Source organism: Mucilaginibacter sp. R-33 (assembly GCF_049949235.1).
Lineage (GTDB): Bacteria > Bacteroidota > Bacteroidia > Sphingobacteriales > Sphingobacteriaceae > Mucilaginibacter.
Window position 1 is genome coordinate 5,813,584 of record NZ_CP188089.1, and the last position, 15,765, is coordinate 5,829,348.

General features: G+C 44.4%; 15 protein-coding genes. 11 read left to right on the forward strand and 4 right to left on the reverse strand.

All coding sequences use genetic code 11. The features are described from left to right. Window positions 1-231 precede the first annotated feature (231 nt). Together ACP26M_RS24150 and ACP26M_RS24155 are read right to left on the reverse strand one after the other, a co-directional pair. A complete protein-coding gene (locus tag ACP26M_RS24150) occupies window positions 232-891 on the reverse strand; it encodes a DUF6624 domain-containing protein (RefSeq protein ID WP_426583946.1) in 660 nt (219 codons plus the stop codon). A 39-nt stretch (window positions 892-930) separates the two neighbouring features. After that, window positions 931-1,536, reverse strand: a complete 606-nt coding sequence (locus ACP26M_RS24155) for a hypothetical protein (RefSeq protein WP_090530639.1) — start codon at window positions 1,534-1,536, stop codon at window positions 931-933. A gap of 196 nt (window positions 1,537-1,732) precedes the next feature. Between ACP26M_RS24155 and ACP26M_RS24160 the strand changes: the two genes are divergently transcribed. From ACP26M_RS24160 to ACP26M_RS24180, 5 genes are all read left to right on the forward strand, one after another. After that, window positions 1,733-2,341, forward strand: a complete 609-nt coding sequence (locus tag ACP26M_RS24160) for a DUF4142 domain-containing protein (RefSeq protein ID WP_090530637.1) — start codon at window positions 1,733-1,735, stop codon at window positions 2,339-2,341. Window positions 2,342-2,462: 121 nt separating this feature from the next. Beyond that, window positions 2,463-3,479, forward strand: coding sequence for a Gfo/Idh/MocA family oxidoreductase (locus ACP26M_RS24165; RefSeq protein ID WP_426583949.1), 1,017 nt, complete (start codon window positions 2,463-2,465; stop codon window positions 3,477-3,479). A 39-nt stretch (window positions 3,480-3,518) separates the two neighbouring features. Further along, window positions 3,519-4,007, forward strand: a complete 489-nt coding sequence (locus ACP26M_RS24170) for a TlpA family protein disulfide reductase (protein ID WP_426583951.1) — start codon at window positions 3,519-3,521, stop codon at window positions 4,005-4,007. A 436-nt stretch (window positions 4,008-4,443) separates the two neighbouring features. Continuing rightward, window positions 4,444-5,523 carry a glycine cleavage system aminomethyltransferase GcvT gene (gcvT, locus tag ACP26M_RS24175; RefSeq protein WP_426583953.1) on the forward strand — a complete coding sequence of 360 codons (1,080 nt, stop codon included), beginning with the start codon at window positions 4,444-4,446 and terminating at the stop codon, window positions 5,521-5,523. 198 nt (window positions 5,524-5,721) lie between these two features. Then, window positions 5,722-6,477 carry a 2-phosphosulfolactate phosphatase gene (locus ACP26M_RS24180; RefSeq protein WP_426583955.1) on the forward strand — a complete coding sequence of 252 codons (756 nt, stop codon included), beginning with the start codon at window positions 5,722-5,724 and terminating at the stop codon, window positions 6,475-6,477. A 637-nt stretch (window positions 6,478-7,114) separates the two neighbouring features. Here ACP26M_RS24180 and gltX read toward each other — a convergent pair. Continuing rightward, window positions 7,115-8,638: a glutamate--tRNA ligase gene (gltX, locus tag ACP26M_RS24185; protein ID WP_426583957.1), complete on the reverse strand. Its 1,524-nt coding sequence runs from the start codon at window positions 8,636-8,638 to the stop codon at window positions 7,115-7,117. A 169-nt stretch (window positions 8,639-8,807) separates the two neighbouring features. On the opposite strand from gltX, the gene ACP26M_RS24190 reads away from it, so the two are divergent. Both ACP26M_RS24190 and ACP26M_RS24195 read left to right on the forward strand, forming a co-directional pair. Beyond that, a complete protein-coding gene (locus ACP26M_RS24190; protein WP_426583959.1) occupies window positions 8,808-10,025 on the forward strand; it encodes a sensor histidine kinase in 1,218 nt (405 codons plus the stop codon). Further along, window positions 10,000-10,515 carry a DinB family protein gene (locus ACP26M_RS24195; RefSeq protein ID WP_426583961.1) on the forward strand — a complete coding sequence of 172 codons (516 nt, stop codon included), beginning with the start codon at window positions 10,000-10,002 and terminating at the stop codon, window positions 10,513-10,515. The genes ACP26M_RS24190 and ACP26M_RS24195 overlap by 26 nt, the downstream gene beginning before the upstream one ends. A gap of 163 nt (window positions 10,516-10,678) precedes the next feature. Here ACP26M_RS24195 and ACP26M_RS24200 read toward each other — a convergent pair whose 3' ends face one another. After that, window positions 10,679-11,053: a DUF6249 domain-containing protein gene (locus ACP26M_RS24200; protein WP_274986202.1), complete on the reverse strand. Its 375-nt coding sequence runs from the start codon at window positions 11,051-11,053 to the stop codon at window positions 10,679-10,681. 145 nt (window positions 11,054-11,198) lie between these two features. Here ACP26M_RS24200 and pdeM point away from each other — a divergent pair, with 145 nt between their 5' ends. The 4 genes from pdeM (at window position 11,199) to ACP26M_RS24220 (ending at window position 15,720) form a co-directional block, all read left to right on the forward strand. Further along, on the forward strand, window positions 11,199-11,882 hold the full coding sequence (gene pdeM, locus ACP26M_RS24205) for a ligase-associated DNA damage response endonuclease PdeM (RefSeq protein WP_426583963.1): 684 nt from the start codon (window positions 11,199-11,201) through the stop codon (window positions 11,880-11,882). Between the two features lie 181 nt (window positions 11,883-12,063). Further along, window positions 12,064-12,855: a succinate dehydrogenase cytochrome b subunit gene (locus ACP26M_RS24210; RefSeq protein WP_090530615.1), complete on the forward strand. Its 792-nt coding sequence runs from the start codon at window positions 12,064-12,066 to the stop codon at window positions 12,853-12,855. Window positions 12,856-12,897: 42 nt separating this feature from the next. Continuing rightward, entirely contained in the window at window positions 12,898-14,832 is a 1,935-nt protein-coding gene (locus ACP26M_RS24215; RefSeq protein WP_176625388.1) for a fumarate reductase/succinate dehydrogenase flavoprotein subunit, read from the forward strand. 102 nt (window positions 14,833-14,934) lie between these two features. Then, window positions 14,935-15,720 (forward strand): succinate dehydrogenase/fumarate reductase iron-sulfur subunit, encoded by a 786-nt coding sequence (locus tag ACP26M_RS24220; RefSeq protein ID WP_426583966.1) that lies wholly within the window; start codon window positions 14,935-14,937, stop codon window positions 15,718-15,720. Window positions 15,721-15,765: the final 45 nt, after the last annotated feature.

A 15,765-nucleotide genomic window follows, 5' to 3' on the forward strand; every position in this document is an offset into this window, starting at 1 on the left:
CCAAGCACAGGGAATGAGCATTGCGATTTTTACTATGCCGGTTTAAAAATTGACATAAAAATCCTAACAATCCCAAAATCCTAAAAATCATGGTTCAGATATGGGCGTTGCCTGCGGCCCGGGCTTTCCGCTCATACGCCTGCAGGCATTACGCTCGTGAGCCAGTATCCGCTTCAATCCCTAACGCAAATTGGGATTTAATTGTGCAATTCCATTTACTAAATCATGCCTCTACCACTTCACATCCTCAATTTTCACAACCTTGTAATCAAAGCCCAATCTTTTGGCATTCTGTTCAACTGTTTGATCAAAACCGGCCTGTTTACGGCGCTCATTTACTGTAGCAGCATCTTTTATCGGCCAAACATAATAACCAATTTTTTGGCCGTTGCACAATGGCTTAGATGTAGCCTGCGAACCGTAGATTTGCTCTTTACCTTCATACATCAGCTGCCTGTCGAGCATCATGGCGTACAACCTGAAAGGCAGTTCTTTGTTTTCGGCAGCCGTTTTTATCGCGGGCAGGTACTTATCTATTTTAGGGGAATGCTGCACTACCGACCACGCAGCTTCATTAGTTGGTTCGCCAACAAGCGTTTTGCCGGGGTAACCGTACTTGTTAAACACGTTCTCGATAAAAATCAAATTGGTTGAATCAGCCTGGCTCTGAAGCATCCAGTAATGGCCTGTAGCTTCTTCTGGTTTAACCGGTAATGTTTTCAAAACCGAATCCTTTTTGCTCGGATCCATCAGATAAGTTAAGATCTCGCGATATTTCTGATCAAGTGCTAATACACTGTCAAGCTGTCTCTTCAAAACAGGGTTAAACTTTTGCTGTGCGGATGCTGTGCTTGCCGTTATCATTAACAAGGCGATGATCAGGTTTTTCATGGTCAATAAGGTTTAAGCAAATAAACGCAAAAACCTGTATCACAAGTATAAACTATCCGCCTTTTCAAACAATTTTTTATTGCATTCGGTGGCACCTAACGAATAATTGAATCGCGATAATGCATACAGCAGCGGCAGCTTGGCCGGCGCTATCTCATTTTGCTGCAGATCGTTGAGCCAGTCGGCACCGTCAAACTCTGCCCGGTATTTTTTTTCGAGGCGATCATAGATCCGGTAGGCATCATCATAGCTAAGCCACTCCGGTTTGATGTACAGACCGGTGAGGTCGCCCATTTTTTTTCGTTCCTCCGCTTCTGCCGTATCGGCGCTGCCAAATACAAAATAAAAATACAACCACAGGGCCAGGCCAATGGCCCCGATTAACAAAGCGGTTGAATCCCTTTCGCTAAAAAAGAAGATGAAAGCAATAAAGGCTATGATCACCGAAAACATGCGCGCGTAGCCTGCAATGATGCTTTGATGATTAAGCGGAATATTAAACCCGTTACGGCTTCGCCAGGCCGACCGGGTTACCAGCATGGAACTGGTTGGGAACAGCGGAATGCCAATAACCACAAATTTGGTCTCTATCCACTGCCCGTTAACCTCATGCACTTTGCCCAAAAACAATGATCCTATTAACATATCAGGTATAATTTAGTCGCGTTATTATAAACCACAACTTATAAAAGTGCTTTTAAACAAATGTTAAATATTTATTAAAAACTAAATATTAATAAACGGCACTCCAATTATCTGTCGTTTTTTATTTACAAATAAGAAAATCAAACTTAATTAACTAAAAAATGTTAACTGTAAAAACAAATACATAAACACTACTATGAAAAAGTTAAGTTTAATTGCAATGATGGCCCTGGCGGCATTATCATTCCAGGCCTGTAAAGGCGGAGCAAAAAGCGGCAGCGGCGATAGCACAGCAGCTGCAACAACTGACACTGCCGACAGTGCCAACAAAGTAAAAGACACAACTACTACCGGCGCTACAGGCATTGCCGTTACCGCCGATGATGCAAAATTTGCAACCGAAGCGGCCAATGCCGGCTTAGCCGAAGTTGCTGTTGGCCAATTGGCCAGCGAAAAGGCAACCAATGCCAAAGTAAAAGATTTTGCTAAAATGATGGTTACCGACCACAGCAAAGCAAACGACGAACTAATGGCCATAGCCAAAACCAAAAACATTACCCTGCCATCGGCACCTGATGATGAGCATCAGAAAATGAAAGCCGACCTGGCAGCCAAAACAGGTGCTGATTTTGACAAGGACTATGTTGATGCTATGGTTAAAGGCCATAAAAAAGTTGAATCACTGTTTGAAGATGCTTCAAAAAATTGCAAAGATGCCGACCTTAAAGCATTTGCAGCTAAAACATTACCTGTTATCCAGCACCATTTAGCCGAAATTGAAGCTATTCAAAAAGGCATGAAGTAATCAGCTATTGATTAATTCAAGATAGAAAAAGGGAGATGTAACAATCTCCCTTTTTCTGTTTAATTCCCTTGTACAGGTGTAGCTAAAACGATACTTTTAACACAGCAAAATCTACTTTAATATGTCGAAACCAATAGTAACCGGCCTCATGGCCTACGGAATGTCGGGCAGGATTTTTCATGCACCGTTTTTAACTACCAATCCGGGCTTTACTTTTAAGGCCGTGGTTGAGCGCCATGAAAAAAAAGCCGGCAAAAAATACCCGGATGTGATGAGCTATGATAGCATCGACCAGCTGCTGAATGACGAGGAAATAGAGCTCATCATTGTTAATACCCCTAACAACACCCACTTTGATTATGCTGTACAAGCTCTAAATGCAGGTAAACATGTACTGATTGAAAAACCCGCAGCCGTAACTTCAAGCGAGGTGAAAGCGCTGTATGATTTGGGTAAAAAACTTGATTTGAAAGTGATGATCTACCAAAACCGCCGTTATGACAGCGGTTTCCTTTCGGTAAAGGAGGTGATTGAAAGCGGCAGGTTAGGGGAGCTGATCGAGGTTCATTTCAGGCTGGACAGGTACCGCATGGGCATCGGTGCAAAACAATTCAAGGAAACGGCGGGCGTTCCGGGCGGTGGCCTTACCTATGATCTGGGCGCGCATTTGGTTGATAATGCCATCAGTATCTTTGGCAGGCCGTTGAGCTATGAAAAAACTACCGCTGCATTCAGGCCAAACTCGCAGGTTGATGATTATTTCAATATCCACCTTAAATATCCTAATCAGCTTAATGTATACCTAACCTCGGGGTTGCTCATTGCCGAGCATACTTATGGCTTTGTGGTGCATGGCACATTAGGCAGCTTTGTAAAAATGCGTACCGATGTTCAGGAAGCACAGCTTGATGCCGACATGATGCCTACCGACGAAGGTTTTGGCATCGAACCCGAAGGCAGCGACGGTAAACTGGTACTTATGGGTGCCGACGGGCAAAAGACCGTGGAATGGATAAAGTCACCCAAAGGTAATTATAATGGGATATTTGATGCTGTATATCATACTGTGCGCCAAAATGCGTTATTCCCGGTAACCGAGGAGCATGTTGCATGGCAAATTGAATTGCTTGAAAGCTAAAAATGTTGTAACTATGCTTATTAAATGCTAATTAAAATAATGAAGAAACTGTATTTACTGCTTTGTCTGATTATTGCCACCGGGTGCAGCCAGGCACAAACGCCACCTGCTAACTCGGGCTTACCGCCATATCACATCCTCACTACAGACAGTGTTTACGTTACTCCTGCCAACCTGAAAAAAAACAAACCGGTAATGGTGATCTATTTTTCGCCCGATTGCAGCCATTGCCAGCACCTGATGTATGATCTGAAACCCGAGCTACCCAAATTAAAAAATGTGCAGATAGTGATGATCACTTTTATGCCGATGCTTAAAGGCATCCAAACTTTCCAACGCGATTTTGACCTGGCCAAATACCATAACATTACCATCGGCACCGAAGGCTACACCTACCTGGTACAAAAATTTTATAATGTGCAAACAACTCCATATATCGCTATTTATGATAAGTATGGTAAATTATTTCAAACTTATCCCAAAGTACCTAAGATCCCGGTGTTGATGGAAACGATTAAAAAAGTATAAAGTAGCTAACTTATAGCTCAAGCCGGTTAACGCAACGTTAACCGGTTTTTTTGTTTAACGTCCCATCAGGGCCTATCGCAGCCTAAGTTACCTCACAAAACTGTTGTCGTTTAATCAGCAAGGTGTGTTGTTTTGCCCCGCTGGGGCAATGGATATTTTTATAACTTTTCATGCTACAAACCTTTTGCACCTCTGGTGCACTTGCCTTTAAAAACATCTCAATAATGTTGTTTAATAAAATATACAAATCCCCAGAGGGGGAAAGGTTTGTAGAAAACAATGACCCACCCCTTATCCGAACCCCAGAGGGGTTCAACTTACTTAAACTCGCAGCGGCTATAAGAAGATCATAAAGCAATCAACAAAATCAAAACCAATCAACCGTACCGATTACGCTTCATAATAGTTACCTTTGCGGCCAATATTTAAGTTGACGATGAAGAATACCGCATTAACCGATATCCACGTAAAAGCCGGTGCCAAAATGGTTCCATTTGCCGGTTACAACATGCCCGTTCAATACACAGGCATTAACGCCGAACACGAAACCGTGCGTAAGGCTGTTGGTGTTTTTGACGTAAGCCACATGGGCGAATTCATTTTAAAAGGAGAGAACGCGCTTGATCTGATTCAGCGGGTTACCAGTAACGATGCCTCAAAACTATACGATGGCAAAGTGCAGTACTCATGCCTGCCGAATGAAAACGGCGGTATTGTTGACGACCTGCTGGTTTACCGGATCGACGAAAAAACCTATATGCTGGTGGTTAACGCTTCAAATATTGAAAAAGACTGGGACTGGATCTCCAAATACAATACCAAGGGCGTAGATATGAAAAACATATCCGACCGGACTTCATTGCTGGCTATCCAGGGGCCCAAAGCTGCCGAAGCTTTACAAAGCCTTACCGAGGTAGATCTGGTATCGATGGAATACTACACCTTTAAAAAAGGAACCTTTGCAGGTGTTGACAATGTATTGATATCAGCTACAGGCTATACCGGTGCAGGCGGCTTCGAGATCTATTTTGAAAACCAATATGCAGAGCAGATCTGGGATGCAATTTTCAAAGCCGGCGAGCCTTTTGGTATTAAGCCAATTGGCTTAGGCGCACGTGATACCTTACGTTTGGAAATGGGTTTCTGCCTATATGGTAACGACATTGATGATAACACCTCACCGCTTGAAGCCGGCTTAGGCTGGGTAACAAAATTCAATAAAGAATTCACTAATGCTGAAGCACTACAGGCACAAAAACAAGCTGGTGTAAACCGCAAACTGGTAGGTTTTGAAATGATAGACCGCGGCATCCCCCGCCATGATTATGTTATAGTTGACGCTGATGGCAATACCATAGGTAAAGTAACTTCAGGTACGCAATCGCCATCCTTGCAAAAAGCTATTGGTATGGGTTATGTGGATACAGCTTTTGCCAAAGAAGGCACCGAAATCTATATCAGCATCAGGGACAATAAAATTAAGGCACAGATTGTAAAACCGCCGTTTTATAAATAAGGCCCCCTAACCGCTGAAGGGAGGAACCTTCAAACTCCCCTCTCGAGAGGGGGCGCGGAGGAAAGAGCGGTTGCAGGGGTGTGTTATACATCGTTTATTGGCGCATATTAACACACCCCTCCACCCCTCTCAAGAGGGGAATCGCGCAGTCCCGGCTTTTTATCTCTTTTGTTATAATTCATTAATTAAAATTAAAAGATGTCTGAAAATACAACTACCCAAACTCCCCCTTCAGGGGGCTGGGGGGCACACGTTTGCCTAACCCCTGCATTACTGCCGCTTTTTAATGTGGAAGAATATATTGTAGTGGTTATTGATATTTTCAGGGCAACATCATCTATATGTTATGGTATTGAAAACGGTGCTGAGGCTATTATACCGGTATCACAAGTTGAGGAGTGTGCCGCGTATAGAGAGAAAGGGCTGGATTACCTTCTTGCCGCCGAGCGCGACGGATCGGTAGTTGATGGTTTTGATTTTGGCAACTCGCCATTTTCATACACTAAAGAAAAGGTGGCCGGTAAAACAGTAGTGTTAACCACTACCAACGGCACACATGCGCTCCATTTATCACGAAGTGCAAAAAAAATTGTTATTGGTTCGTTCCTGAACCTTTCCGCTTTAAGCAACTGGCTTAATACCCAAAACGAAAATGTGCTGCTGGTGTGTGCCGGCTGGAAAAACAATTTCAATTTGGAGGATACCCTGTTTGCTGGCGCCGTAATTGAGCAGTTAAAAGATAAAGGATTTTTACTGGACGATGCAGCCTTAGCCGCTAATGATCTTTTCCAGGTTGGTAAAAACGACATCAACGGGTATCTCAAGAAAACTTCACACGGCGAACGTCTGAAAAAATTAGGCATCGAAAAAGATATTGAGTTTTGTTTACAGGTTGATTTAACTACCGCCATTCCTGTTTTGGACGGGGAGAAGCTGGTGAAGTTGGCGGTGTAAGACACAACGGCAGTTGAAGCAAACGATAAAGAGGGCCATCACCCTGATGAGCCTGTCGAAGGGTCGCGTGCAGAGGCCCTACGCACGATGCTTCGACAAGCTACCCATGACAAGATAAAAAATGTGGTTTTTCGCAGCAGATCAGCTTCGGGTGAAAACGAGCAGAATGATGCTGGGCGGTGCGGCTGCAGGGGCATAGCAAGTTTTTGCAGAAGCGGAGGCATTGCGTGCGAATCGGGGGCAAAATAATTGCAGCCCGTGGTTCTGTTCGTTTTGCAGGGTGAAGGCCGTGCCGATGGCTATGGGGCCAGGTTGTGCGCAAAGAAGCCTTTCTGCTGCAAGCCTTTTTGGTTACTTTTGTGGCGACAAAAGTAACTGGCCCCGCGCGGCCAAAAGCGCGACGATGTAAGTCAAATACTAATGAAGCCCGTCACCAGCCTGTCGGGGATTGCTTCATTCCTTACAGCAATGACGTGACGCAGATGTCATTTCACCTTCAGAGGCCACGGATTTAAACACTCAGCATGACAGTCTTTTTTACATGTTATGATAAACGAAGCAATCCCGATTAGCAGGGCCACCCTGTACAGTTTGGGATTGCTTCGTTCCTCGCAATGACGTTCTATTTTGATTAGTTTTATTCCGCAGCAAACTCTACAAGCGCCTTTTCAATCCTGCTGATGGTTTCTTTTTTACCAAGCAGGGCGACAATATCAAATACATGTGGACCAAACTTACCGCCAACCAGCATAATGCGGAAAGGCAGCATTACATCCCCAACTTTTAAACCTTTTTCTTCGGCAAGGGCTTTGAATTTAGCTTCCAGGTCATGCGCTTCAATAGTTGCTTCGTTAGTTAGCAAAGCAATGAACGCGTGATAAAACTCTGTTTTGGCATCGGTCCATTTTGGTTTTACCGCGTTAAGGTCATACTCCTTAGGCTGCTCAAAAAAGAAGCCCGCCTGCTGGTAAAAATCAGGCAATAGCACGCAACGATCTTTGATTAAGCCAATAACTTTAGCCAGATACTCATCGTCATTAACCGTAACACCCTTATCAGCAAATACCTTTATTACCTCCGGTTTCAGGCTTTCGACCCCAGACTTCTTAATCCACTCGGCATTGAACCATTTGGCTTTCTCAAAGTCAAACTTGGCGCCCGATTTATTAACGCGTTCTATCGAGAATTTTTCTATCAACTCATCAAGCGTAAAAATCTCCTGCTCGGTACCGTCGTTCCAGCCCAAAGTTGCCAGCAGGTTCAGGAAAGCTTCCGGTAAAAAACCTAATTCACGGAAACCCGGCGTCAACTCGCCTGTTTTTGCATCAAACCAGTTCATGGCATACACCGGGAAACCCAGTCGGGCTCCATCACGTTTGCTCAGTTTACCGTGACCATCCGGTTTCAGGATTAACGGTAAATGCGCCCATTGTGGCATATCGGCCTTCCAGCCCAGGTATTCCCAAAGCAGCAAATGTACCGGGGCCGACGGCAGCCATTCTTCGCCACGAAAAGCATGCGTGATCTTCATCAGATAATCGTCAACCACAACGGCCAGGTGATAAGTAGGCATGCCATCGGCTTTTAATAACACTTTATCATCAACCAGGCCGGTTTCAAAGCTCACATATCCGCGAATCATATCATTGAAACTCACTGTTTCACCCTCCGGCATTTTAATGCGGATCACATGCGGCGTACCTGCATCAAGCAAGGCATCAACCTCGTGCTGAGGCAATGAAAGCGAGTTTCTTAGGGTATGGCGATAGGCCAGGCCGTACTGAAAATTGGGGATCTCCTTCCGGTTTTTGTCCAGCTCTTCGGCGGTATCAAAGGCATAATAAGCATGCCCTTCCATAACCAGGCGTTCGGCATATTCGCGGTAAAGTGGTTTACGCTCGCTTTGGCGATATGGCGCGTAAGGGCCGCCGGCAACCGGGCTTTCGTCGGGCTGAAGGCCGCACCATTTAAGGCAATCTAAAATATATTCTTCGGCACCTTCCACATAGCGGGTTTGGTCGGTATCCTCAATTCGCAAAACAAAATCACCGCCATGTTTTTTGGCGTATAAATAATTGAATAACACGGTGCGCACGCCGCCGAGGTGTAAACCACCTGTAGGGCTTGGCGCAAAACGGACTCTTACTTTTTTATCGGTCATGATGGGGGCAAAGATATGTTATTAAGCGCAAAGCTTATAGTTCATAGATCATGGTTCATGGCATTATAAAAGAAATGGCGCTGCTATGAACAATGATCCATCAACTATGAACTACTAACAAAAATTATATTTTACAAAGCAATTTTACGTTATTTGGGCTGTGCCCAGCATGAACCCATATCAACAGAAAAAACGTTGGAAATATTTGCTCCTTGCCTTTGCAGTGGTAATTGCCAGCGGTTCGTTATTTTACACCAGCTACCTGGTAAAAAACATTGCCCGTTCTGAGCGTACCCGTGCCCAGGTTTGGGCCATGACTATGAGGCAGTTACTAAACTCAGACGATGACGATTTTTTTAGTTATGTAATTTCTGTTCGTGACAGTTTAACCGTCCCCGCAATTATCACCGACGAAAAAGGCGAAATTATTCTATGGCGCGGATTAGACACCACCAAAACCTACAACAAGCTCGAAGCCGAGAATAAAAAAGGAAAAAAATACGACCCAACATATTTTGAGAATGAGCTGCAATACATGAAAGGCCAGCACGCCCCCATAAAGTACAAAGTTTTGGGCGACGACAATTATGTTTACTATAAAGATTCTCCTTTACTTACGCAGCTCCGGCTGTTTCCCTACGTACAGCTTACAGTAATTGCTATATTTCTATTGATGGCTTATACCGCCTTCAGTTCCTCACGTAAATCGGAACAGGACCAGGTTTGGGTGGGCCTGGCCAAAGAAACAGCACACCAGTTGGGTACGCCTATATCATCGCTCATGGCCTGGATTGAGCTAATGAAGGAAAAATTCCATGCCGAAGACGATGTTCTGATGGCGGAAATGGAAAACGACGTAAAGCGCCTTGAAATTGTGGCCGACCGTTTTTCGAAGATCGGATCCAAACCGGTACTGGAGGAGCACGGGGTTTATGCTGTAGTGAAAGATTTTGTTGATTACTTCAAAGTTCGTGTCAGCAAAAACATCAGCTTTGAAATGACGGGTAATCCGCACCTCAAGGCCGGGCTCAATATTCCGCTGTTTGACTGGGTACTGGAAAATTTGTTAAAAAATGCTGTTAACGCCATTGAGGGCAAGGGTAACATTAAGGTTGAGATTAGTGGCAACAAGGTTAAGAACCAGATTTTTATTGATATTACAGATACCGGCAAAGGCATTCCGCGCTCTAAGTTTGACACTGTTTTTCAGCCTGGCTATACCACTCGTAAACGCGGCTGGGGGCTGGGTTTGTCGCTCACCAAACGGATCATGGAGAACTACCATAACGGGCAGGTTTTTGTAAAAGATTCGGAAATAGGTAAAGGAACAACTTTCAGGATAGTACTAAAAAACACGCGCAATGATAACAAAACCAGAACCAGGTGATTATTCACCATTTGCAGCGGGATATGTGGGCCTTGTTGGCGACAATGATGTAATTAACATGCTTGAACAGCAAATGGATACCAGTTACCAGCTATTCAGAGGTTTAACCGATGAGCAGGGATTGTATGCTTATGCACCCGGCAAATGGACAGTTAAGCAGGCATTGGGCCATATGATTGATACCGAACGTACCTTTGCCTATCGTGCCCTCGTATTTTCGCGCAATCATATCGAGCTGCCAGGCTTTGACCAGGATGTTTATGTTAATAATGCCGATTTTAACAGCCAAAATATACAAGACCTCGCCGAAGAGTTCCGTGCATTGCGCCAGGCAAACCTTTATATGATTAAAGCATTCAGCGATGAGCAGCTAAATCGTAACGGTATTGCCAGCAACCATTTGTTTACTGTTGCGGCATTTGTATTTATGCTGGCCGGCCATGAGCGCCATCATTTAAATTTATTTAAAGAGCGGTACGGGATAGGGTAAGGTATTACATTATATAACGTGTCGTAACCAGTGGGGAGAATTTTTATTCTTAGTGAGGAGACGGCAAGATCGTTAAAGATAAAGACTTACGAAGTTCTTTTTAAACTTCGTAAGCCTGAGCTCCGCAATTTGCGAGAGTAAAAGAGAAGCCGTAGCTATTTTTTTATTTCTCTTTGTACAATTCTTCTTTATCCAGCACTTCTCTTTTCTCGATGCGGTATGATAAAAACAAGCCCGCCCCTCCAAAAATAGCGATCAGTGATACATATAAAAAGAAAACATCATCGTCAAAGCTATTGAATATGCCCCGGTTTAAAACATAGGCTAAAAACAAGCCGATACCAGAACCAATGAGCAGCAAACCCCATTTTAAATTTTGATAAGGAGCCGATTGTGGCTTATAACTCCTTGGATCCATGTTTCGTTCTATCATTGCTAATTTCTCCCGTTTGTTTAAGTAAACGATGCCGAAGATCATCGCGAATAAGCTGAGGGGTATTATTATTCCGGCTAATACGCCCAATTGTCCAGGTCCCATAATATTTGTTTTTTTAATTAAGTTAATACTGTTTTTTCTCTCTGTAAACACGCCACTGCGGTGTATTTGTAAGCTATGACCACATGTTTTTTAAACAGGTTACACCCTGATTGAAAAAAATTATTACTCCCTTTTAGGAGGGCGGATGGCATTTATTAACTTTGCTTTAATGATAAGTGCGGCTACTCCTTTTAACCTGCTGGGTCAGGATCTTTTATTATTACCACAAAAAGCTATTTACTGGCAGCAGCAAAGCGCCCTGATAATTGCCGATGTGCATTTGGGCAAAGTGGGCCATTTCCGTAAAGCGGGTATAGCTATACCGCGGGATATGGAGCAAAGCGACCTGGCCGTACTTTCTGATCTTATTTATGAACACAAGCCGGAAAAGTTAATTTTTTTGGGCGATCTGTTCCACAGCGATATAAATAACGATTGGGATTGGTTTATCCTTTGGCGCAGCCAGTTCCCCGCGTTAAAGATCATCCTGGTCCGCGGCAACCATGATATCATTGCAGATAAGCATTATCATAACCTGAATATCGAGCTGCATGACGAACTGTTGATCGGCCCTTTCCTCATGATGCACCACCCGCTTGCCAATGACGGGGACGAAAAAGCGGGTTACGTTTTTTGTGGGCATATCCATCCAGGGGTAAACTTAAGCGGCCGGGCACGTCAAAGTATTACATTGCCCTGCTTTGCCTTCGGCAATAAACAGGGAATTTTACCATCCTTCGGAAAATTTACCGGGCGGGTAGCTATCCGGAGCCTTCAAAACGACAGGATCTTTGCCGTTTTGAAAGATAAAGTTGTGGCTATAGCCTGATTTTCATCTCCAAAATGTACTGAATTCATCAATTTCCCTGTCATCGTATTGTATTTGGATGTTGAATACCAGGGCATTATTTTAGATTGATTCTAAATAGCTTTTTGGTCTCCAATAAGCCAAAACCTCTTCTATGTTTTGTTATTTAATAAATACTTTTGCCTAATAAATCCAATTCATAATGAGCGAATTCAAACAAACCTTAAACTCGTCGCTGGGCAAAAAGCTGATCATGGCTTTAACAGGCTTGTTTCTGTGTACCTTTTTAATTGTGCACGTAGGCGGCAACCTGTTGTTGTTTAACAACGATAACGGTTTCAGTTTTAACGTGTATGCCAACTTCCTTACGCATTTTCCGCCTATTGAAGTTATAGCATACTTGTTGTACCTTTCCATTTTAGTGCATGCACTATACGGTTTGATCCTGACTGTCAAGAACCGTAAAGCCCGCCCTGTACGCTATGCGGTAGCGGCAAAATCTGATGCCTCATGGTCATCAAAAAACATGGGCCTGCTGGGTTCAGTCCTGTTCCTGTTCATCGTTATCCACATGGGCGATTTCTGGTTCCGTTACCATAACGACAAAACCATGGGCTTTAAAGAGTACCGTACCGATTTGGCAACAGGCGAAACAAAGGTTAGCGATTACACCCCGGCCAATGCCGAATTCAGCCACTCGGTATCAACAGAAAACAATGTGGAAGTTGTAAGGGTAAAAGACCTGCACGCGCGTGTTGCTTACAGTTTCAGCAACATTATCTACGTTATATTTTACGTAATAGCCATGGGTGCTGTAGCATTTCACTTGTTACATGGTTTCCAGAGCGCGTTCCGTACGCTGGGCTGGGTACACCGTAAATATACACCGGTAGTTTACTTTATTGGTACATGGCTGTTTGCAGTTATCATTCCGCTGCTTTTTGCCGCCATGCCGGTTTATTATTACTATTTATCAACCCAGGGAGCTCACTAAGTTTAGCTGGCCAAAAGCCACAAACATAAATACAAAGAAGAGATGACATTAGATGCTAAAATTCCTCAAGGCCCATTAGCCGAAAAATGGAGCAAGCATAAATTTGATCTGAAGCTGGTTAACCCCGCCAACAAGCGTAAATACGATATCATCATTGTAGGTACCGGTTTGGCAGGCGCTTCGGCAGCTGCCACTTTAGGCGAGCTGGGTTACAACGTTAAGGCATTTTGTTTCCAGGACAGCCCACGCCGTGCGCACTCTATTGCAGCACAGGGTGGTATCAATGCCGCTAAAAATTATCAGAATGACGGTGACAGCGTTTTCCGTTTATTTTACGATACCATTAAAGGTGGTGATTACCGCGCCCGCGAAGCCAACGTTCACCGTTTGGCCGAGGTTTCGGTAAACATCATTGACCAGTGCGTTGCACAAGGTGTACCTTTTGCCCGCGAATACGGCGGCTTGTTAGACAACCGTTCATTCGGTGGTTCGCAGGTATCGCGTACATTTTACGCGAGGGGACAAACAGGACAACAATTATTATTAGGCGCTTACTCTGCGCTTAACCGCCAGATCCATGCCGGTAAAGTAAAAATGTATACCCGCCACGAAATGTTAGATGTAGTAACTATCGATGGTCATGCCAAAGGTATTGTTACCCGTAATATGCTAACCGGTGCTATCGATACGCATGCAGGCCACGCGGTATTATTATGTACCGGTGGTTACAGCAACGTATTCTACCTGTCAACAAACGCCATAGGTTCAAACGTAACGGCAGCCTGGAGGGCACACAAACGTGGTGCTTTCTTCGGTAACCCTTGCTATACTCAAATTCACCCAACCTGTATCCCTGTAACCGGCGATCACCAGTCTAAGTTAACATTGATGTCTGAGTCGCTGCGTAACGACGGTAGGGTATGGGCTCCTAAAACTGTTGAAATTGCCGAGCAGCTGCGCAAAGGCACTTTAAAGGCCGATCAGGTTAAAGAGGATGATCGTGATTACTTCTTAGAGCGTAAATATCCTGCTTTCGGTAACCTTGTTCCGCGCGACGTGGCTTCACGTAACGCCAAGGAAATGGTTGAAGAAGGCAGAGGTGTAGGAGGTTCTGGCTTCGCGGTATTCCTTGACTTTGCCGATGCTATTAAACGTTTAGGCGAAGAAACTGTTAAAGCCAAATACGGTAACCTGTTTGATATGTACATCCAGATCACCGACGAGAACCCATATAAACAACCAATGCGTATTTACCCTGCGGTTCACTATACCATGGGCGGCCTTTGGGTTGATTATAACCTGAGTACTACCATCCCTGGTTTATATGCTTTAGGCGAATGTAATTTCTCCGATCACGGCGCAAACCGTTTGGGTGCATCTGCATTGATGCAGGGTTTATCAGATGGATATTTCGTGATCCCTTATACCCTTGGCGATTACCTGGCTAAGATTGGTCCTAAAAAGGTTGATACTAACCACCCGGCGTTTGAAAAAACCAGGCAGGATGTAATTGCCCACGTAAACAAACTATTGTCGTTAAAAGGCACTAAAACCACTAACGAATACCACCGCGAACTTGGCCACATTATGTGGGAGTACTGCGGTATGGCCCGTACCGAGGAAGGCCTGAAAAAAGCCAAAGGCCTGATCCAGGCTTTGAAAGCAGATTTCTGGAAAAATGCTATCGTAACCGGCGAAAACGAAGAAGTAAACGCTTCGTTAGAAAGAGCTGGTCGCGTGGCCGATTTCATTGAACTTGGCGAGCTGATGATTGACGACGCTTTAATGCGTAAAGAATCATGCGGTGGCCACTTCAGGGTTGAATCGCAAACTGCAGATGGTGAAGCACTTCGCGATGACGAAAACTTCGCGTTTGTAGCAGCGTGGGAATTCAAAGGTGAAAACCAACCAGAAGAGTTACATAAAGAGCAACTGACATTTGAAGCAGTTCATTTATCACAACGTAATTATGCATAGTGATTGGTTGATTAGGAGAATGGTTGATTAAGTTAAACCCATTTCTCCAATCATCTATTCACTCAATCAACAAAACAACGATAACTCAAATCTAAAACAAAGATGAGTAACGGAAATATGAACCTGACGCTTAAAGTATGGCGTCAAAAAAATGCTCAAACCTCGGGTAAATTTGTAAGCTATAAAGCTGAAAATATTTCGCCCGACATGTCGTTCCTTGAAATGCTCGACGTGGTTAACGAAAGCCTGACCCACAAAGGCGATGAGCCAATTAACTTTGACCACGATTGCCGCGAAGGGATTTGCGGTATGTGTTCATTATATATCAACGGTCACCCGCACGGACCAAAACGCGGTATCACTACCTGCCAGCTGCACATGCGTACCTTCCACGACGGTGAAACCATCACTATCGAACCATGGCGCGCTCAAGCATTCCCGGTCATAAAAGATTTAGCGGTTGACCGCTCTGCCTTCGACAGGATCCAACAAGCTGGTGGGTATGTTTCGGTAAACACCGGTGGTGTACCTGATGGTAACGCTATTCCAATTCCTAAAGTTATTGCTGATGAAGCGTTCAACTCGGCTACCTGTATTGGTTGCGGAGCCTGCGTTGCTGCCTGTAAAAATGCCTCGGCTATGTTGTTCGTATCGGCTAAGATCACCCAGTTGGGTTTGTTACCACAAGGCCAACCTGAGCGCTACCGTCGCGTACAATCAATGGTTGCCCAAATGGACGAAGAAGGTTTTGGCAGCTGTACCAACACCGGTGCCTGCGAAGCCGAGTGTCCTAAGGAAATTAAATTGACTAACATTGCCCGCATGAACAACGACTATTTTAGCGCGAAACTGTTCAGGGAAGAAGAAGTACATGAGCAAGGTCATTAATTGATCTTTCTGTTAGGATATAGTAAACGGCCCGGCTTGTCCGGG